Source organism: Herbaspirillum sp. SJZ099 (genome assembly GCF_007828355.1).
Classification (GTDB): domain Bacteria; phylum Pseudomonadota; class Gammaproteobacteria; order Burkholderiales; family Burkholderiaceae_D; genus Herbaspirillum.
Window position 1 is genome coordinate 144,544 of record NZ_VIUO01000001.1, and the last position, 19,813, is coordinate 164,356.

Below are 19,813 nucleotides of genomic sequence, written 5' to 3' on the forward strand. Positions count from 1 at the left end.
GTGCCGGTACGGGCAGCGGATGCCTTGCCAAGGCAGGAAGGGGCGCGCGGCAATGAAAAAGCCTCGCGATGCGAGGCTTTTTCAGGCGCTAACCGGGATTAAGCGGCTTGCTGGATGTTCGAAGCTTGCTTGCCTTTGGGGCCTTGCGTGACATCAAACTGGACTTTCTGACCTTCTTTCAAGGTCTTGAAGCCATTCATGTTGATGGCCGAGAAGTGGGCGAACAAATCTTCGCCGCCGTCATCCGGAGTGATGAAGCCAAAGCCTTTGGAATCGTTGAACCACTTGACTGTACCTGTTGCCATAAAAGCATCTTTCAAATTTTAAACTATCACACGAGCCGTTAAAGCAAGAAGCATCGCGCGTCACGCAGCCCCCCTTAAACCGTGCCCCCTTACATACCTTCAGCATTGACAAGTAGTAACTACTAATCAATGAATCCATTGTTCTCGCTGGAAATCCAAAAGTCAAGCGGTTTTCAGCTTAAAGTTTGGCCGCTTGTTTCTCCGATGGTTACGGTAGCCCTTGATTTAGGATAAATCACCGTCATCTGCGCAGCATCTGGAAAACGCGTAATATCTCCCCATCTGGATCTTACGTAATCATTGTGCGTTGCACAGCTTTTGATGGTCAAATAAACGCATGGCAACCAAGCACGAAAATGATGGCGGTACCGTGTTGGAGCGGCAAGAGGCGAAACTTAAGCCGCCCCCTATGTACCAAGTCCTTTTGTTGAACGATGACTATACGCCGATGGAATTCGTCGTCGCCGTCATCCAGGAGTACTTCAACAAAGACCGTGAAACTGCGACGCAGATCATGCTCAAGGTTCACCGCGATGGGAAGGGTATGTGTGGTGTGTATCCCAAAGATATCGCATCCACAAAAGTGGAACTCGTTTTAACCCACGCTCGAAAGGCAGGGCATCCCCTGCAATGCGTGATGGAGGAAGCATGATTGCGCAGGAACTTGAAGTCAGTTTGCATATGGCCTTTGTCGAAGCCAGACAATCGCGTCATGAATTCATTACCGTGGAGCACCTGCTGCTCGCGCTGCTGGACAACCCGTCCGCAGCCGAAGTGCTGCGCGCCTGCTCGGTGAATATCGACGATTTGCGCAAAACGCTGACCAATTTTATTACCGACAACACCCCGACCGTGCCCGGCACCAACGAGGTGGACACCCAGCCCACGCTGGGATTCCAGCGCGTCATCCAGCGCGCCATCATGCACGTGCAGTCGGCTTCCAACGGCAAGAAGGAAGTGACCGGCGCCAACGTGCTGGTGGCCATCTTCGGCGAGAAGGATTCGCACGCGGTCTACTACCTGCACCAGCAGGGCGTGACCCGCCTGGATGTGGTCAATTTCATTTCGCACGGCGTGCGCAAGGACCAGCAGGCCGATCCGCAGAAGGCGCCGGAAGGCGCCGAGGATGTGCAGGTCGAGGGCCAGCAGAAGGAAAGCCCGCTGGACCAGTTCACGCAGAACCTGAACAAGGCCGCCGCCGAAGGCCGGATCGATCCGCTGATCGGCCGCGAGTCCGAGGTCGAGCGCGTGATCCAGACCCTGTGCCGCCGCCGCAAGAACAATCCGCTGCTGGTCGGCGAGGCCGGCGTGGGCAAGACCGCCATCGCCGAAGGCCTGGCATGGCGCGTGACCCAGGGCGACGTTCCGGAAATCCTCAAGAACGCCGTCGTGTATTCGCTCGACATGGGCGCGCTGTTGGCCGGCACCAAGTATCGCGGCGACTTCGAGCAGCGCCTGAAGGCGGTGCTCAAGCAATTGAAGGACAGCCCCAACGGCATCCTCTTCATCGACGAGATCCATACCATCATCGGCGCCGGTTCGGCCTCGGGCGGTACGCTGGACGCGTCCAACCTGCTCAAGCCGGCGCTCTCCAGCGGCCAGCTGAAGTGCATCGGCGCGACCACCTATACCGAATTCCGCGGCGTGTTCGAAAAGGATCACGCGCTGTCCCGGCGTTTCCAGAAGATCGACGTCAACGAACCGACCGTCGAGCAGACCGTGCAGATCCTGCGCGGCCTGAAGTCCAAGTTCGAAGAGCACCACGGCGTGAAGTATTCCGCTTCGGCGCTGACCTCGGCGGCCGAGCTGGCGGCCCGCTTCATCAATGACCGCCATCTGCCCGACAAGGCGATCGACGTCATCGACGAAGCCGGCGCGGCCCAGCGCATCCTGCCGAAGTCGAAGCAGAAGAAGACCATCGGCAAGTCCGAGATCGAGGAAATCATTTCCAAGATCGCGCGCATCCCGCCGCAATCGGTCAACCAGGACGACCGCGTCAAGCTGCAGACCATCGACCGCGACCTCAAGAACGTGGTGTTCGGCCAGGATCCGGCGATCGAGGCATTGTCGTCGGCCATCAAGATGGCGCGCGCCGGCCTGGGCAAGACCGACAAGCCGATCGGCTCCTTCCTGTTCTCCGGCCCGACCGGCGTGGGCAAGACCGAAGTGGCGAAGCAATTGGCCTTCATCCTGGGCATCGAGCTGGTGCGTTTCGACATGTCCGAATACATGGAGCGCCATGCGGTGAGCCGCCTGATCGGCGCGCCGCCAGGTTATGTCGGGTTCGACCAGGGCGGCCTGCTGACCGAGGCCATCAACAAGAAGCCGCATGCCGTGCTGCTGCTGGACGAAATCGAAAAGGCGCATCCGGATATCTTCAATATCCTGCTGCAGGTGATGGACCACGGCACGCTGACCGATAACAACGGCCGCAAGACCGACTTCCGCAACGTGATCATCATCATGACCACCAACGCGGGCGCCGAGAGCTTGCAGAAGCGCACCATCGGCTTTACCGAGAAGAAGGAAGCTGGCGACGAGATGGTGGATATCAAGCGCATGTTCACGCCTGAATTCCGCAACCGCCTGGACGCCATCATCAGCTTCCGCCCGCTGGACGAGGACATCATCCTGCGCGTGGTCGACAAGTTCCTGATGCAGCTGGAAGAGCAGTTGCATGAGAAGAAGGTGGAAGCCGTCTTCTCCGACAGCCTGCGCAAGTTCCTGGGCAAGAAGGGCTTTGATCCGCTGATGGGCGCACGTCCGATGTCGCGCCTGATCCAGGACATGATCCGCAAGGCGCTGGCCGACGAACTGCTGTTCGGCAAGCTGGTCAGCGGCGGCCGCGTCACTGTCGAGATGGATGACAAGGACCAGGTCAAGCTGGAGTTCCCGGAAGGCGACGACTCGGCGCCTCCCGAAGAGCCGCAGGAAAAGCTGGAAGTGGAATAAACGTCAGGCCGCAGCCGCGAAAAAGCCGGAACATCGTTCCGGCTTTTTTTATGCCCTCCGGGGGACGGGAATGCGCATGATATCCACCGCCGTCATCCCGGCCTTCGCCGGGATGACGGCGGTGGATTGGCAAATGTAGAAATGAAAACGGCGCGGAAGAATTCTCTTCCGCGCCGTTTTCATTCAAGCCACAACAGTTCAGGGCATCAAAGGCTTGCCCGCTTCCTGCTTCGCCTTCACGATCTGCGTCACCTTGTCGATCATCGAGAGGCGATACGCCGTCGATGGATGCAAGGCCGTGTAGCCGTTGGCCACGCTGGCCGGATATTGATCCGCCAGGCGCTTCCAGAAAGCCGGCACGTTGTCGATGTTGTAGCCGGCGCGCGCCAGCAGGTAGAGCGAGAGCGTATCGGCGGCCGCGTCGAGATCCTGGGGATAGACGCGGATGCCCGCGGTGCCGGCGGTGGTGGTCGGATCCGGATGCGGCAGCAGCAGGTTGTCGATGACTTCGGCGATGGTCGACACCATGCGCTGGCGGATCGCGTGGCCGAGGATATTGTGGGCCATGTCCTTGGCGATCAGGTAGGCCAGTTCCTCGTCGGTCTGGGTGAATTTGAGCATGCCGCGGGTGATCAGCACGCGGCGGCCGTCGGCATAGGTATTGATGTTGTCGGCGTTGCCCAGCTCGATACTGAAGGCGCAGGCGAACGTCAGCGGAACATTGATGTTGCGTTGCTGGCCGTTGCGCAGCACGCCCAGGCTGATCGGCGCCTTTTTCACCACCAGCGGGGAGAGCAGCACGGCGGCCTGGCGCTCGGCGTCGGTGCCTTGCGGCATCGGCTTGCCGGCCAGCATGACCAGCAGGTCGCCGCGCTGGATGCCGGCTTGCTCGGCGCCGCTGCCGGGCAGCACGCCGGTCACCTGCAGGCGCTCGTCATAGCCCAGGCTGCGCGCAGTATCGGCATATTCGATGGGGAACGAGTACTTGTTCTTGGCGGTGAAACCAAGCAGGTTGCGCGCATTGCCTCGGCACAGTTGCGCATTGCTGGTCAACAGCGGCGCCGCCACACGGTACAGGCGATCCTGTTGCGCGATTAGATCGCGCAGTTGTTTTTGCTGAGGAGTGTCCGCCGGCCGGGGCGCTTGCGTCACGACCGCGGCGGGGCTGCCGCTGCTGGCGGCGGGCGCAACAGGGACGCCGGTTTCCTGCGTGGCGCAGGCCGCCAATACGGCCAGCGGCGCCAGTACGGCGATACTTCTGAGCTTCTGCCACGCGGGCAGGTAGGGTACGGACATGCGGTTCTCCATCAGTGTTTGCCTGTGCTGCCGAAACCCCCGGCGCCGCGTGCGCTGCTGTCGAATTCTTCCACCACATTGAAGCCGACCTGCAGTACCGGGACGATCACCAGCTGGGCCAGGCGTTCCATGGGGTTTAGGACAAACTCGGTTGCGCCGCGGTTCCATGTCGAGACCATCAATTGGCCCTGATAGTCGGAGTCGATCAGGCCCACCAGGTTGCCGAGCACGATGCCATGCTTGTGGCCCATCCCGCTGCGCGGCAGGATCACGGCCGCATAGTTGGGGTCGGCCAGGTGGATCGCCAGGCCGGTGGGGATCAGGTGGGTGCTGCCGGGGGCGATCGTTAGCGGCGCGTCGATGCAGGCGCGCAGGTCCAGGCCGGCGCTGCCGGGCGTGGCGTAGGCGGGCAACTGGTCTTGCATGCGCGGGTCGAGGATCTTGATGTCGATGGTCTTCATGGAGGCGGCGGTCTGTTTCGATAGGGTAAAAAACATGGCCCGCGAAGGACGCGGGCCGCGGGGTTTCAGGCTGCCATGCGGCGCGCGATTTCGCGCACCAGCTGGCGCGCCAGCATCAGCTTGTCGGCTGGCGGCAGGCTGGCGTGGCCCTGTTCGTCGAACAGCATCAGGGCGTTGTCGTCACGGCCGAAGGTCTGGGGGCCGAGATTGCCCACCAGCAGCGGGATGTTCTTCTTCACCCGCTTGGCGGCGCCGTATTGTTCGAGGTTCTCCGACTCGGCGGCGAAGCCCACGCAATAGGGGCGCTTGGGCAGGGCGGCGACTTCGGCCAGGATGTCGGGATTCTGTGCGAACTGCAATTGCGGCGCGGCGCCGTCGGCGTCCTTCTTCAGTTTTTGCGTGCTGGCATTGGCCACGCGCCAGTCGGCCACCGCCGCCACCGCGACGAACAGATCCTGCCCGGCGACGTTGGCCATCACCGCATCATGCATCTGCTGCGCGGTCTGCACGTCGATGCGCTGTACCCCGTGAGGCGGCTGCAGCGCGGTCGGGCCGGACACCAGCGTGACCTCGGCGCCGGCTTCGCGCGCCGCGCGCGCCAGCGCGTAGCCCATCTTGCCGGACGAGAGGTTGGTGATGCCGCGCACCGGATCGATCGGCTCGAACGTCGGGCCGGCGGTGAGCAGCACGCGGCGGCCGGCCAGCAGCTTGGGCTGGAACGCGGCGACGATGTCTTCCAGCAGTTGGGCCGGCTCCAGCATGCGGCCTTCGCCCATTTCGCCGCAGGCTTGCGCGCCGGCGTCGGGACCCAGCAGCAGGATGCCGTCTTCGCGCAACTGGCGCACGTTGCGCTGGGTGGCCGGGTTCTGCCACATCTCCACATTCATGGCCGGCGCCACCATCAGCGGCACGCGCGCCGGACGCGCGATGCACAGCGTGGAAAGCAGGTCGTCGCAGGCGCCGTGCGCCAGCTTGGACATGAAATCGGTGGAGCAGGGCACGATCACGATGGCGTCGGCATCGCGCGTGAGGTCGATGTGCGGCATGTTGTTGGCGATGCGCGCATCCCAGGCGTCGGTATAGACCGTGTTGCCGGTCAGCGCCTGCATGGTGACCGTGGTGATGAACTGTGTGGCCGCGGCCGTCATCACCACCTGCACGGCGGCGCCGGCGCGGCCCAGTTCGCGCGCCAGCATGGCGGCCTTGTAGCAGGCCACGCCGCCGGTCAGGCCGAGTACGATTTTCTTGCCAGCGAGATCCATGTCTTGTCCCTTGTCCCTGATGAGGCGAACGACGGATTCTTTACTTTTTGGAAACCCGGCGCAGCTCGTCCACCACGAACAATACCGCACCTACGCAAATCGCACTATCGGCCAGGTTGAAGGCCGGCCAGTGCCAGTTGCCGACATAGACGTCGAGGAAGTCGATCACATGGCCGTAGGCGACGCGGTCGATCACGTTGCCGATGGCGCCGCCCAGGATCAGCGCCAGCGCCCAGCAGAACATGCGCTGCCCGGGATGCTTGCGCAGCAGGTGGATGATGAACACCGCGGCGGCGATGCCGATGGCGGTAAACAGGTAACGCTGCCAGCCGCCGCTGGCGGCCAGGAAACTGAAGGCCGCGCCCTTGTTGTAGACCAGCACGAGATTGAAGAAGCCGGTCACCGGCAGCGATTCGCCGTAATGGAACAGCTTGAGGATGGTGATCTTGGTGAGCTGGTCCAGCAGCAGGACGATGGCGGCGATACCCAGCCAAGGTAGAAGATTTTGCGTGCCGGAGGCAGTGGAGGAAGAGCGCTTTTTGGTTGCCATGAGGATGCTCGTTAAGATTGCGCGCCTTCGATACGCGCCGATGGCGCTACTCAGTCCGAACGGTCATTGATTGGTTTCCGTTCGGGCTGAGTAGCCGCATAGCGGCGTATCGAAGACGCGCCGACTACAAATAATCAGGCGAAGCGACGCTGCTCGCCCTGGCCGAACAGGTTGGCGAAGCAGCGGCCGCACAGGCCGGGATGCTCGGCATGAGACCCGACATCGGCGCGATAGTGCCAGCAGCGTTCGCATTTCTGGTTCGCCGACGGCGTGACGACCACGGCTTCCTCTTCCGCTGTGGCGACCTTGGTCACGCGAGCGGCGGAGGTGATCAGCACGAACTTCAGGTCGTCGCCCAGGCTTTCCAGCACGGCCGCCTTGTCGCCGGCCGCCTTGACTTCGACCTCGGCTTGCAGCGAGGAACCGATGTTGCCGGCGATGCGCACTTCTTCCAGTTGCTTGGTGACCGTCGCGCGCACTTCATGCAGCACCGCGAACTTGGCCAGCAGCGCATCGGCGCCGGCCACTTCGGGCAGGGCATAGTAAGTCTGCGAGAAGATGGTTTCGCCGCTTGCTTCGAAGGCTTCCTTGCCGGCGAAGAAGCTCCATGCCTCCTCCGCGGTGAACGACAGGATCGGGGCCATCAGGCGCAGCAGCGCTTGGGTGATGTGCCAGATCGCGGTCTGCGCGGAGCGGCGCGCGGCCGATTCGACGCCGCTGGTGTACAGGCGATCCTTGAGGATGTCGAGGTAGAAGCCGCCCAGGTCTTCCGAGCAGTACATCTGCAGCTTGGCCACCACAGGATGGAATTCGTAGGACTCGAAGTGCGTCAGCACGTCGGCCTGCAGGCGCGCCATGTCGGCGATCGCGTAGCGGTCGATTTCCAGCAGTTCGGCCACCGGCACGGCGTGCTTGGCGGGATCGAAGTCCGAGGTGTTGGCCAGCAGGAAGCGCAGCGTGTTGCGGATGCGGCGATAGGACTCGACCACGCGCTTCAAGATTTCGTCGGAGATCGACAGCTCGCCCGAATAGTCGGTCGAGGCTACCCACAGGCGCAGGATTTCCGCGCCCAACGAGTCGGACACCTTCTGCGGCGCTACCACGTTGCCCTTGGACTTGGACATCTTCTTGCCCTCGCCGTCGACCACGAAGCCGTGCGTCAGCAGCGCCTTATACGGCGCGCGGCCGTTGAGCATCGAGGAGGTCAGCAGCGAAGAGTGGAACCAGCCGCGGTGCTGGTCCGAACCTTCCAGGTAAAGGTCGGCCGGGAACTGCGACTGTTGCTTGTGCGAGCCGCGCAGCACCGTTTGGTGCGTGGTGCCGGAGTCGAACCATACGTCCAGCGTATCCTTGTTCTTCACATAGTGCTCGGCGTCGGCGCCCAGCAGTTCCTTGGGATCCAATGCCTGCCAGGCTTCGATGCCGCTCTTCTCGATGCGCTGGGCGACCTGTTCGATCAGCTCGGGCGTGCGCGGATGCAGCTCGCCGGTTTCCTTGTGCACGAAGAAGGCCATCGGCACGCCCCACTGGCGTTGGCGCGACAGCGTCCAGTCCGGACGGTTGGCGATCATGCCATGCAGGCGCGCCTTGCCCCAGGCGGGGAAGAAGGCGGTGTCTTCGATGCCTTGCAGCGCGGTTTCGCGCAGGCTCTTGCCGCCGTCCTTGGGCGTGTTGTCCATGCTGGCGAACCACTGCGAAGTGGCGCGGTAGACGATCGGCGTCTTGTGGCGCCAGCAGTGCATGTAGCTGTGGTCGAACATGACCAGCTTGAACAGCGAACCGGTTTCTTCCAGCTTGGCGCAGATCGGCTTGGAAGCCTCCCAGATGGTCAGGCCGGCGAACAGCGGCAGCCACGATGCGTAGCGGCCGTCGCCCATGACCGGGTTGATGAAGTCGTCGTCCTTCATGCCGTGCGCCTTGCACGAGACGAAGTCTTCGATGCCGTAGGCCGGCGCCGAGTGGACGATGCCGGTGCCGCTGTCGGCGGTTACGTAGTCGCCCAGGTAGACCGGCGACAGGCGGTCGTAGCCCTTGTCGGCGGCGGCCAGCGGGTGGCGGAAGTTGATCAGCGAGAGCTTCTCGCCGACGGTGGTGGCGATCACGCTGCCTTCCAGGCCGTAGCGTTGCAGGCAGGACTCGACCAGGTCCTTGGCCAGAATCAGCAGCAGCGGTTCGCCGTTGCGCTCGGTCTGTACCAGCGCGTAGTCGAATTCCGGATGTACGTTGAGCGCCTGGTTGGACGGGATGGTCCAGGGCGTGGTGGTCCAGATGACGATGTAGCCCTGGTCGGTCGGCAGCTTGGACAGGCCGAAGGCGGCCGCGACCTTGTCGGGTTCCGCGAACGGGAAGCCGACGTCGATGGCCGGGTCGCGCTTGTCCTGGTATTCCACTTCCGCCTCGGCCAGCGCCGAGCCGCAGTCGAAGCACCAGTTCACCGGCTTGAGGCCGCGATAGACGTAACCCTTCTCCAGGATGGTGCCGAGCGCGCGCAGCTCGTCGGCTTCATTGGAGAAGTTCATGGTCTTGTACGGATTGTCCCATTCGCCCAGCACGCCCAGGCGGATGAAGTCGGCCTTCTGGCGCTCGATCTGCTCGCTGGCGTAGGCGCGCGCCTTGGCTTGCACTTCGGCCACCGGCAGGTTCTTGCCGAATTGTTTTTCGATCTGGATCTCGATGGGCATGCCGTGGCAATCCCAGCCCGGCACATATTGCGCGTCGAAGCCGGCCATGTTGCGGGCCTTGACGATCATGTCCTTCAGGATCTTGTTGACGGCGTGACCGATGTGGATGTCGCCGTTGGCGTACGGCGGACCGTCATGCAGGATGAACTTGGGGCGGTGGGCGGAAGCCTTGCGGATGCGCTCGTAGACTTTCTTTTCCTGCCATTGCCTGACCCATTGCGGCTCGCGCTTGGCCAGGTCGCCGCGCATCGGGAACGCGGTCTCGGTCATGTTGACCGGGTACTTGGAGGGCGCCTTGCCCGGTTTTTCCTGCTTGCCCGGCTTGGCCGGCGATTCGTTGTTGGACATGACAAATTTCTCTGATGGATGCTGGTTGATTCAGGTGGCGCCGCATGGGACGCGGCGCAAATACGGAGAACTGGAACGGAGAGCTGGACGGCGGCTGGCGTGGTGGCCGGCCGGCTGCCAGCGTCAAATTCGGTCGGTCGCCGAAATGGCGAAGCCGGCGTTTTCCCGGAAATAGGCGCGCGCCTGTTCGGCATCGCGCGCGATCGCCGCGGTCAGCGTGGGCAGGTCGACGTACTTCTCTTCGTCGCGCAGTTTCTTCAGGAAATCCACGCGCAGGAGCTTGCCGTAGCAATCGCCCTGGAAGTCCAGCAAGTGGGTTTCCAGCAGCACGCGGCCGCTGTCGTCCACCGTCGGGCGCACGCCCAGGCTGGCCACCGCCGGCAGCGGATGGTCGCCGAGGCCGTGCACCTGCACCACGAAGATGCCCGACAACGCCGGATGCTTGTGGCCCACGCGCATGTTCAGCGTGGGGAAGCCGATGGTGCGGCCCAGTTTCTTGCCGTGCACCACATGGCCGCTGATCGAATAGGGATGGCCCAGCAACTGGCGCGCCAGGCCAAAATCGCCCGCGGCCAGCGCCGCGCGCACGGCCGAAGAAGAAATGCGCACGCCGGCATTGGTCACGGTTGGCATGGAGTGCACTTCAAAGCCGTATTGCTTGCCCGCTGCGACCAGGGTGTCCAGGTTGCCGGCGCGGCGCGCGCCGAAGCAGAAGTCGTCGCCGACCATCAGCCAGCGCACGTGCAGGCCTTGCATCAGGATCTTTTCGATGAAATCTTGCGGCGAGAGCGCGGCGAAATGGCTGCCGAAATGTTCGACGATCACCCGGTCGATGCCGGAGTCGGCCAGCGACTGCAGCTTGTCGCGCAGGTTGGCGATACGCGCCGGCGCGTTTTCCGGCTTGCCCGCCAGTTGCGCGAAGAATTCGCGCGGATGCGGCTCGAAGGTCATCACCGCGGCGTCCAGCCCCAGGCGGCCCGCAGCCTCGCGCACGCGCGCCAGCAGCGCCTGGTGGCCGAGATGCACGCCGTCGAAGTTGCCGATGGTCAGCGCGCAGGGCGCGCGCGATTCGGCGTTGGGAAGTCCGCGAAATACCTTCATTGAAAAGCTGTTTGGAACGCTGGAAAGTGGCTCTGTTGCAAAAGCCTTCCATTATAAATGTTTTCGAAGGCTTTCCTTGATTCGATGGCTGGAATCGGCGCGATCGAGCCTGGTATGAATATTTCTGTTGAGAAATAAACAAACCTTTACATCTCTCCCCAAATCGCATTCAAGGCCGAAAGAGCCGCCATGCCAGCCGTTTCGGTGCGCAGCACGCGCGGCCCCATGGACAGCATCAAGGCGCCCTGGGCGCAAGCGAGTTGTTCCTCTTCTTCATTGAAGCCGCCTTCGGGGCCGACGATCAGGGTCACGGCCTGCGGCGGATGATGGCGCGCCCAACTCGACAGCGGTTGCTCGCCGCGCGGCGACAGCAGGATGCGGCGGTGCAGGTCGCTCTGGGCGATCCAGCGGCGGAATTCGGATAATCCGGCGAGGTGCGGCAGGCGGTTGCGGCCGCATTGCTCGACGGCGGACTGTACGATGCCCTGCCAATGCGCCAGTTTTTTCTCGGCCCGCTCGCCCGACAGGCGCACCACGCAGCGCTGCGCGGCCAGCGGGACGAGCGCGGTGGCGCCCAGTTCGACGGCTTTTTCCACGATCCAGTCCATCTTGGCGCCTTCCGGCAGCGCCTGCGCCAGCGTCAGCGCATAGGGCAGTTCGGCCTCGCGCGGGGAGAAGGTCTTGATCTCGGCATGGACGCGCTTTTTTTCGATGGCGCTCAGGGTGGCGGTGTACTCGCCGCCCTCGCCGTTGAACAGCGTGACATGCTCGCCCGGCTGCAGCCGCAGCACCTGGACGTGATGGGCTACGTGGTCGGGCAGCACCAGGGATGCCCCGATGCTGAGGGGTTGCGGACAAAAGAAACGGGGCATGTGGATGGGACTTGGCGATAAATATGGGGCGATCCGAGATTTTACCGCCTCCGCCCCCGCTCCCGGCCCATTTATGGCGCACAGGGCTTGGGGGCGGGCGCTCTCTGGTAAAATATAGCCCCGCGCGACCCCGGACATTTCCGGGGTTTGCATTTGAATGGCAGCACCGGAGCCGGCGGCAACAGGGCGTTGGCTCCCCGATACAGGTTTTTGGCGCCTGCGGGCGCATCCAGCAACTCTCTGACACCGACATGATTTCCACTCTCCCCACCGATAAGATGGCCAACGCGATCCGCGCGCTGGCGATGGACGCTGTACAAAAAGCTAATTCTGGACACCCGGGCATGCCGATGGGGATGGCGGAAATCGCCGTGGCGCTGTGGGCCAAGCACTACCGCCACAATCCGGCCAATCCGCAATGGGCCAACCGCGACCGCTTCGTGCTGTCCAACGGCCACGGTTCGATGCTGCACTACGCGTTGCTGCACCTGACCGGCTACGACCTGCCGATGGAAGAGATCAAGAACTTCCGCCAATTGCATTCCAAGACCGCCGGCCACCCCGAAGTGCACATCACCCCGGGCGTGGAAACCACCACCGGCCCGCTGGGCCAGGGCATCACCAACGCGGTGGGCATGGCGCTGGCCGAGAAGCTGCTGGCGGCCGAATTCAACAAGCCCGGCCTGGCCGTGGTCGACCACTACACCTACGCCTTCGTCGGCGACGGCTGCCTGATGGAAGGCATCTCGCATGAAGCCTGCTCGCTGGCCGGCGTGCTGAACCTGTCCAAGCTGATCGTGCTGTACGACGACAATGGCATCTCCATCGACGGCCACGTCGAAGGCTGGTTCAAGGACGACACCCCGAAGCGCTTCGAAGCCTACGGCTGGAACGTGATTCCGGCCGTCGACGGCCACAACGTGGAAGCGGTCAACGCCGCCATCCACCAGGCCAAGCTGGCCGACAAGCCGACCCTGATCTGCTGCCGCACCGTGATCGGCAAGGGTTCGCCCAACCTGGCCGGCACCGACAAGGTGCACGGCGCCGCGCTGGGCGACAAGGAAATCGCCGCCGTGCGCGAAGCGCTGGGCTGGACTTCCGCCCCGTTTGAAATCCCGGCCGACGTCTATTCGGCATGGGACGCCAAGGCCAACGGCGCGCAACTGGAAGGCGCGTGGAACAAGACGTTCGCCGACTATTCGGCCAAGTTCCCGGCCGCAGCCGCTGAACTGCTGCGCCGCCTGAAGGGCGAGCTGCCGGCCGATTTCGATAAGACCGTGGCCGCCTACATCGCCTCCACCGTCGAGAAGAAGGAAAACATCGCCACCCGCAAGGCCAGCCAGAACGCCATCCAGGCCTACGCGCAGGTGCTGCCGGAATTCCTGGGCGGCTCGGCCGACCTGACCGGCTCCAACCTGACCAACTGGAAGGAATCGGTGGCGGTGCGCGCCGACCAGGCCGGCAACCACATCAACTACGGCGTGCGCGAGTTCGGCATGAGCGCCATCATGAACGGCATCGCCCTGCATGGCGGTTACCTGCCGTTCGGCGCCACCTTCCTGACCTTCTCCGACTACAGCCGCAATGCGCTGCGCATGGCCGCGCTGATGAAGGTGCGTTCGCTGTTCGTGTTCACCCACGACTCGATCGGCCTGGGCGAAGACGGCCCCACCCACCAGTCGGTGGAACACGTCTCCAGCCTGCGCCTGATCCCCAACCTGGACAACTGGCGTCCGTGCGACACTACCGAATCCGCCGTGGCCTGGGCTGAATCCATCAAGCGCAACGACGGTCCCAGCACCCTGATCTTCTCGCGCCAGAACCTGCCGTTCCAGGAACGCACCGAGGCCCAGATCAAGGACATCGCGCGCGGCGGTTACGTGCTGCGCGATGCGCCTGGCGCCAAGCTGGTGATCATCGCCACCGGTTCCGAGATCGAACTGGCCACCAAGGCCGCCGACGCGCTGGCGGCAGAAGGCATCGCCGTGCGCCTGGTGTCGATGCCGTCGACCGACGTGTTCGACCGCCAGGACGCCGCCTACAAGGCATCCGTGCTGCCCCGCGGCTTGCCGCGCCTGGCCATCGAAGCCGGCGTGACCGCCTTCTGGTACAAGTACGTGGGCCTGGACGGCGCCGTGGTCGGGATCGACACCTTCGGCGAATCGGCGCCGGCCGGCGTGCTGTTCAAGCACTTCGGCTTCACCGTCGAGAACGTGGTGGGCAAGGCCAAGCAACTGCTGGCCTGACCCCCGAGGACAACGCAATGACACAAGCAGCAGCAACGGGCGCGCCGGCCGAGGAAGTCACGATCCGGCGCGCCCGCGTTTCGGACGCGGCGTCGATTGCCGGGGTGCGCATCGACAGCTGGCGCGCCAGCTATCGCGGCCTGGTGCCCGACAGCTACCTGGACAGCTTGCAGCCCGAGCAGAGCGTGAAGCTGTGGGAACAGGTGCTGGGCGCGTCCTCGGACGCGGCCTGCACCTTCGTGGCCGAAACCGGCGGCGAGATCATCGGCTTCGCCTCGGGCATGACGCTGGCCGAGAGCAAGTTCGGCTGCGATGCCGAGCTCTCCGCCATCTGCGTGCTGCCCGACGAACAGCGCCGCGGCCTGGGCAAGAAGCTGCTGGCCAACGTCGCGGCGACCCTGATCAGCGCCGGCGCCACCGGACTGATGGCCTGGGTGCTGGCCAAGAACGAGGGGGCGCGGGAGTTTTTCAAGGCACTGGGCGCCGAACAGCTGTTCGAGCAGACCTTCACCTGGGACGACGGCACCGAGATCGACGAAGTCGGTTTCGTCTGGCGCAAGCTGAAGTCATCATCGTCTTAAGCGGACGGCAGGGAATCGTCAGCCGGAAGGTTTGCCTGAGACGCAGGCCATCCGGTGCAGTGCAGGGCAGGGCCAGAACAATACGCAAGAACAAGGCCGGGAAAGACCGAAAAATGGCCGGGAGCGCCCCGGCCGCCCCAGTAGACTCTCTTGCTGCGGGCGGTTTTCCGGCAGAACCGGTTTGCATTGATTTTTTAATACCTTAAGGAGAAGAGCATGGCAATTCGCGTCGCAATCAACGGTTATGGCCGCATCGGCCGCAATATCCTGCGCGCCCACTACGAAGGCGGCAAGAAGCACGACATCGAGATCGTCGCCATCAACGACCTGGGCGATCCGAAGACCAATGCCCACCTGACCCAGTACGACACCGCGCACGGCAAGTTCCCGGGCACCGTGGCCGTCGACGGCGATTCGATCGTGGTCAATGGCGACCGCATCAAGGTGCTGGCGCAGCGCAACCCGGCCGAGCTGCCATGGGGCGAGCTGGGCGTGGATGTGGTGCTGGAATGCACCGGCTTCTTCACCACCAAGGAAAAGGCCAGCGCCCACATCAAGGGCGGCGCCAAGAAGGTGATCATCTCCGCTCCGGGCGGCAAGGACGTGGACGCGACCGTCGTGTTCGGCGTCAACCACGGCGTGCTCAAGGCCAGCGATACCGTGATCTCCAACGCATCGTGCACCACCAACTGCCTGGCGCCGCTGGTGCAGCCGCTGCATGACAAGATCGGCCTGCTGAACGGCCTGATGACCACCGTGCACGCTTACACCAACGACCAGGTGCTGACCGACGTCTACCACGAAGACCTGCGCCGCGCCCGCTCGGCCACCCAGTCGATGATCCCGACCAAGACCGGCGCTGCAGCAGCGGTCGGCCTGGTGCTGCCTGAGCTGAACGGCAAGCTGGACGGCTTCGCGATCCGCGTGCCGACGATCAATGTTTCGCTGGTCGACCTGTCCTTCGTCGCCGCGCGCGACACCACCGTGGACGAAGTCAACGCCATCCTGAAGGCCGCTTCGGAAGCCGGTCCGTTGAAGGGTATCCTGACCTACAACACCGATCCGCTGGTGTCGGTCGACTTCAACCACAACCCGGCATCGTCCAACTTCGACGCCACCCTGACCAAGGTCTCCGGCCGCCTGGTCAAGGTTTCGTCCTGGTACGACAACGAATGGGGCTTCTCCAACCGCATGCTGGACACCACCGTGGCCCTGGCGACCGCCAAGTAAGACCCCGGCGATACCGGCCGCTGGAAATTTTCCCGGTCGGTATCGTCAATTTCCGGGCTGATTCGGGTTCTTTTCCTCGGATGCAAGCTTGCGCAGGCCGGTGAAAATATGTCATCAGCCTGCAAAGGATCGAAAGGCTGTTGCAAACTTCGGTTTGCAATGGCCTTTCGTCCGTTTGCGGCATTGCATTTCAAACAAGATCAATTCGAATCCACAAGAGGGACGTCATGTCAGCAACCTCATTCCAAGCGCATCGCCTCGTTGCCAGGCTGGCCCTGATCGCCGGTGTCGCCTTTTCGCTTTCCGCGTGCGACTACATCAGCAGTTTCGCCAAGCCCAAGCAGACCCCGGAGGAAGCCAAGGCCGAAGGCATTGCCCTGGGCGCCGGTTGCCGCCAGGCCGGCCAGACCCTGGAAGACTGCTACCAGCGCAATCCGGACGCCCTGAAGGCGGGCATCTTTGCCGGCTGGAAGGACATGCACGAATACATGGCGGCCAAGAACATCCAGACCGTCACGCCGCCACCTCCGCCGCCGCCTGAACCGGCCAAGGACAGCAAGGACAATAAGGATGGCAGGGACGCCAAGGATTCCTCCAGCCGTTCGCGCGAGCGCGACAGTACCCGCGACAGCAACCGGTCGCGCGACCGCGATAGCAGCTCCTCGCGCGACAGCGGTTCCAGCGACCGCCGCGCCAGCCGCGACGACGACAGCAAGCCCACGCCCAAGTATTGAGGCGCAGCAAAGCAAAAACGCCCCTTACGGAGTAATGCCGTTCAGTTAGGCGCTGAACGGCATTTTTGTTTGTGCAGTCCAGACTCCGTTCGCCCTGAGTAGCTGCGCAGCAGCGTATCGAAGGGCAGGCAAGAGCGCTAACGCTGGCTTCGATACGGCCCTGGCGGGCCTACTCAGCCCGAACGGGCTCCGTGATAAGTGGTTCAGAATTAGCCTTAACTGAACGGCATTACCCCTCACGGGATCTTCTTGTTTTTCCGGCAAGCGGTCCGCTCAACCAAACACCAACTGCCACAGCCGGATCACGCAGGCGCGCTCATGTTCCACGCGCTCGGCGTCGATGTGGGCGCGTTCCGCGCCTTGCAGGCGGATCTGGTGCTGCAGCTTGCGGAAGAGCCGGTAGGCATTGGCGGCTTCAGCCGCCAGCGCGGTGTCGATCAGGCCCAGTTGCGCGGCCAGCTTCAGCAGCGCGATGTTGCCGATGTCGCCGGTCAACTGCGGATGTTCCGGCGCATGGCGCAGCACCAGGTATTGGACGATGAACTCGATGTCGATCATGCCGCCTTCATCGTGCTTGAGGTCGAACTGGGTGCTGCGGTTGGGATGGGCGTCGCGCATGCGGCGGCGCATCGACAGCACTTCCTCCTCCAGTTTCTGGTAATCGCGCGGCTGGCGCAGCACGCGTTCGCGCAGCGCTTCGAAACGTTCGCCGATGGCGGCGTCACCGGCGCAGAAGCGTGCGCGCGTGAGCGCCTGGTGTTCCCAGATCCAGGCCGAGTTGAGCTGGTATTTCTCGAACGAGCTGACCGGCGACACCAGCAGCCCGCTGGCGCCGTCCGGGCGCAGCGCGATGTCGATGTCGAACAGCGTGCCGGCCGGGGTGTGGCTGGTCATCCAGGTGATGAAACGCTGCGCCAGCTTGGCGTAGAGCGCCGGGGCCTCCTGGTCGTCGTCGTCGTACAGGAACACCACGTCGAGGTCGGACACGTAACCCAGCTCCTTGCCGCCCAGCTTGCCGTAGGCGATCACCGCGAACTGCGGCACTTCGCGGTGGCGCTGGGCGATGGTCTGCCATGCCGCCTTGATGGTGGCGGCGACCAGGATGTCGGCCAGCGCCGAGAGTTCGTCGGCCAGCTTCTCCACCGACAGGTCGCCCTCCAGGTCTTGCGCCAGCAGGCGGAACAGTTCGGTGTGGTGCAGCTCGCGCAGGATATCCATCTGCCGTTCGGTATCGCCCGGGGCGGTGTCGAGCTGGCGTTGGCAGTTGTCGGCGAAAGCGGCCCAGTCGGAGTCGGCTTTCAGGTTGCGGTCGTCCAGCAGTTCGTCCAGCAGGATGGGGTGCTGGATCAGGTAGGTGGCGGCCCAGCCGCTGGCGCCGATCATGCGGATCAGGCGTGTGAGCGCATGGGGATATTCGGTCAGCAGCGCCAGGTAGGCGGCGCGGCGCGCGATGGCCTCAAGGAAGTCGAGCAGGCGGCCCAGCGTCGGCAACTGGTCGTAATGCAATGCCGCCACCAGCGGCAGGGCGGCGTTGATGACGGTATTGAGGCGGTTGCGGCTCTGTTCCGGCAGGCTTTGCATGCGCGGCGATTGCCAGGTCAGTTGCAGGCGCTTGGCGCCGGCTTCGATATCGGCCGCCGGGAAACCGACTAGCGTGAGCGCATCGGCGATGGCTTCCAGGCCGTCGGTGTCGTTGATGCCCGGGGTTTCGCTTTCGTTGTCGGGCGCGGCTTGCTTGTCGTTGAAAATGGCATCGAACTGCGCCGCCACGATGCGCCGATGCGCTTCCAGCGCCTGCAGCAGGGCCGCGCTGTCGGGGTAGCCCATCATGCGCGCCACCAGCAGCAGGTCATCGGGATTGACCGGCAGGGTGTGGGTCTGCGCGTCTTCCAGGTATTGCAGGCGATGTTCCAGGTCGCGCAGGAACGCATAGGCCGCCAGCAACTGTTCCACCACCTCCGGCGCCAGCAGGTTCTTGGCGGCCAGCGTGCGCAGGGTGACGCGGGTGGAGCGGTCGCGCAGTTCCGGATCGCGGCCGCCCCGGATCAGCTGGAATACCTGGCTGACGAATTCGATCTCGCGGATGCCGCCGCGTCCCAGCTTGACGTTGTTGCTGCGGTCCGGATGCAGCGCTTCCTGGCGTTTGACCTCGGCGCGGATCTGCGCGTGCATCGAGCGCAGCGCATCGATCGAGCCGAAGTCCAGGTAACGGCGGAAGATGAAGGGGCGGCTGATGGCTTCCAGCGCGGCGATGTCTTGCGGGTCGCCGGTCAGCGCGCGCGCCTTGGTCCAGGCGTAGCGCTCCCATTCGCGGCCCTGGCGCACCAGGTATTCCTCGACCATGTTGAAGCTGGCCACCAGCGGGCCGGAATTGCCGTTGGGGCGCAGCGCCATGTCGACCCGGAAGGTGAAGCCGTCCTCGGTGATCTCGGCCAGGGCGCCGATCAGCTTCTTGCCCAGGCGCACGAAGAATTCATGGTTGGAGAGTTGCTTCTGGCCATCTTCTGCCCGGGTGTCGCCGTCTTCCGGGTAGACGAAGATCAGGTCGATGTCGGAGGAGACATTGAGCTCGCCGCCGCCCAGCTTGCCCATGCCCAGCACGATCATCTGCTGCTGGCGCCCGGATTCCTCGCCCATGGGCACGCCGTACAGCGCGGTCTGCTCGCGCATCAGGGCGGCCAGGTGAGTCTGCACCGCGAAGTCGGCGAACTCGGTCATGGTGGCGACGACCTCGCCCAGGTCGGCGCGGCCGGCCAGGTCGCGCTCGATCAGCGTGCAGACAACCAGGTTGCGCAGGCGGCGCATGGCGGCGTTGAGCGCAAGGCCGGTATCCAGGTCGGCCTGCAGGCGGCGTGCAAAGAATGCGCGATCCATGGCCCGGGCGGCTGCTTCGGCGACCAGTGCCGGACGGGCGGCGTCGGCCTGGGTCCAGCGGGTGAAATAACGTGAAGCCTGGGCGTTGACGAGGGGAGCGGTCGGATCTGGCATAAGGGGACGAATGGGTTGGCGCAGGTGTAAAAGAAGGAAAACAGGGCGTAAAACAGGTTCAGTCCCGGCCGGCGACAACCGAAAATAGGACTGGCCTGACGCGGCACTGACGGATTTTTATCCAAAGGCGGATTTTATCCCCCGTTTTTAAACTTATCGCTGTTTTTGCTGTTCATAGCTATTCCGTTCGGATGGCAACACCATGT

At 63.6% G+C, this 19,813-nt stretch carries 15 protein-coding genes; 6 read left to right on the forward strand and 9 right to left on the reverse strand.

What is annotated here, in order from left to right:
• Positions 1-98: 98 nt before the first annotated feature.
• Complete coding sequence (locus FB597_RS00630) at positions 99-305, reverse strand: cold-shock protein (RefSeq protein WP_141917199.1); 207 nt, start codon at positions 303-305, stop codon at positions 99-101.
• Between the two features lie 337 nt (positions 306-642).
• On the opposite strand from FB597_RS00630, the gene clpS reads away from it, so the two are divergent.
• Together clpS and clpA are read left to right on the forward strand one after the other, a co-directional pair.
• Entirely contained in the window at positions 643-957 is a 315-nt protein-coding gene (gene clpS / locus FB597_RS00635) for an ATP-dependent Clp protease adapter ClpS (RefSeq protein WP_050468104.1), read from the forward strand.
• Complete coding sequence (clpA, locus tag FB597_RS00640) at positions 954-3,257, forward strand: ATP-dependent Clp protease ATP-binding subunit ClpA (protein ID WP_144767611.1); 2,304 nt, start codon at positions 954-956, stop codon at positions 3,255-3,257. The genes clpS and clpA overlap by 4 nt, the downstream gene beginning before the upstream one ends.
• A gap of 198 nt (positions 3,258-3,455) precedes the next feature.
• Here clpA and FB597_RS00645 read toward each other — a convergent pair whose 3' ends face one another.
• The 7 genes from FB597_RS00645 to FB597_RS00675 form a co-directional block, all read right to left on the reverse strand.
• A complete protein-coding gene (locus tag FB597_RS00645) occupies positions 3,456-4,553 on the reverse strand; it encodes a M48 family metallopeptidase (RefSeq protein ID WP_255463960.1) in 1,098 nt (365 codons plus the stop codon).
• 11 nt (positions 4,554-4,564) lie between these two features.
• On the reverse strand, positions 4,565-5,014 hold the full coding sequence (dut, locus tag FB597_RS00650; protein WP_141917192.1) for a dUTP diphosphatase: 450 nt from the start codon (positions 5,012-5,014) through the stop codon (positions 4,565-4,567).
• A gap of 65 nt (positions 5,015-5,079) precedes the next feature.
• Positions 5,080-6,276: a bifunctional phosphopantothenoylcysteine decarboxylase/phosphopantothenate--cysteine ligase CoaBC gene (gene coaBC, locus FB597_RS00655; RefSeq protein ID WP_141917190.1), complete on the reverse strand. Its 1,197-nt coding sequence runs from the start codon at positions 6,274-6,276 to the stop codon at positions 5,080-5,082.
• 40 nt (positions 6,277-6,316) lie between these two features.
• Entirely contained in the window at positions 6,317-6,826 is a 510-nt protein-coding gene (gene lspA / locus FB597_RS00660) for a signal peptidase II (protein WP_141917189.1), read from the reverse strand.
• 134 nt (positions 6,827-6,960) lie between these two features.
• Positions 6,961-9,855 carry an isoleucine--tRNA ligase gene (gene ileS / locus FB597_RS00665; RefSeq protein ID WP_144767613.1) on the reverse strand — a complete coding sequence of 965 codons (2,895 nt, stop codon included), beginning with the start codon at positions 9,853-9,855 and terminating at the stop codon, positions 6,961-6,963.
• Between the two features lie 123 nt (positions 9,856-9,978).
• Positions 9,979-10,956: a bifunctional riboflavin kinase/FAD synthetase gene (locus FB597_RS00670; protein WP_144767616.1), complete on the reverse strand. Its 978-nt coding sequence runs from the start codon at positions 10,954-10,956 to the stop codon at positions 9,979-9,981.
• Between the two features lie 146 nt (positions 10,957-11,102).
• Positions 11,103-11,828 (reverse strand): 16S rRNA (uracil(1498)-N(3))-methyltransferase, encoded by a 726-nt coding sequence (locus tag FB597_RS00675; protein ID WP_141917181.1) that lies wholly within the window; start codon positions 11,826-11,828, stop codon positions 11,103-11,105.
• Positions 11,829-12,055: 227 nt separating this feature from the next.
• Between FB597_RS00675 and tkt the strand changes: the two genes are divergently transcribed.
• The 4 genes from tkt to FB597_RS00695 all read left to right on the forward strand — a co-directional run bounded on the left by tkt (position 12,056) and on the right by FB597_RS00695 (position 16,619).
• Positions 12,056-14,074 carry a transketolase gene (gene tkt, locus FB597_RS00680; protein ID WP_370454635.1) on the forward strand — a complete coding sequence of 673 codons (2,019 nt, stop codon included), beginning with the start codon at positions 12,056-12,058 and terminating at the stop codon, positions 14,072-14,074.
• A 17-nt stretch (positions 14,075-14,091) separates the two neighbouring features.
• Positions 14,092-14,655, forward strand: coding sequence for a GNAT family N-acetyltransferase (locus tag FB597_RS00685; RefSeq protein ID WP_144767620.1), 564 nt, complete (start codon positions 14,092-14,094; stop codon positions 14,653-14,655).
• Between the two features lie 216 nt (positions 14,656-14,871).
• Positions 14,872-15,885, forward strand: coding sequence for a type I glyceraldehyde-3-phosphate dehydrogenase (gene gap, locus FB597_RS00690; RefSeq protein WP_141917173.1), 1,014 nt, complete (start codon positions 14,872-14,874; stop codon positions 15,883-15,885).
• Positions 15,886-16,112: 227 nt separating this feature from the next.
• Positions 16,113-16,619 (forward strand): hypothetical protein, encoded by a 507-nt coding sequence (locus FB597_RS00695; RefSeq protein WP_141917170.1) that lies wholly within the window; start codon positions 16,113-16,115, stop codon positions 16,617-16,619.
• 273 nt (positions 16,620-16,892) lie between these two features.
• Here FB597_RS00695 and glnE read toward each other — a convergent pair whose 3' ends face one another.
• A complete protein-coding gene (gene glnE / locus FB597_RS00700; protein WP_141917168.1) occupies positions 16,893-19,607 on the reverse strand; it encodes a bifunctional [glutamate--ammonia ligase]-adenylyl-L-tyrosine phosphorylase/[glutamate--ammonia-ligase] adenylyltransferase in 2,715 nt (904 codons plus the stop codon).
• Positions 19,608-19,813: the final 206 nt, after the last annotated feature.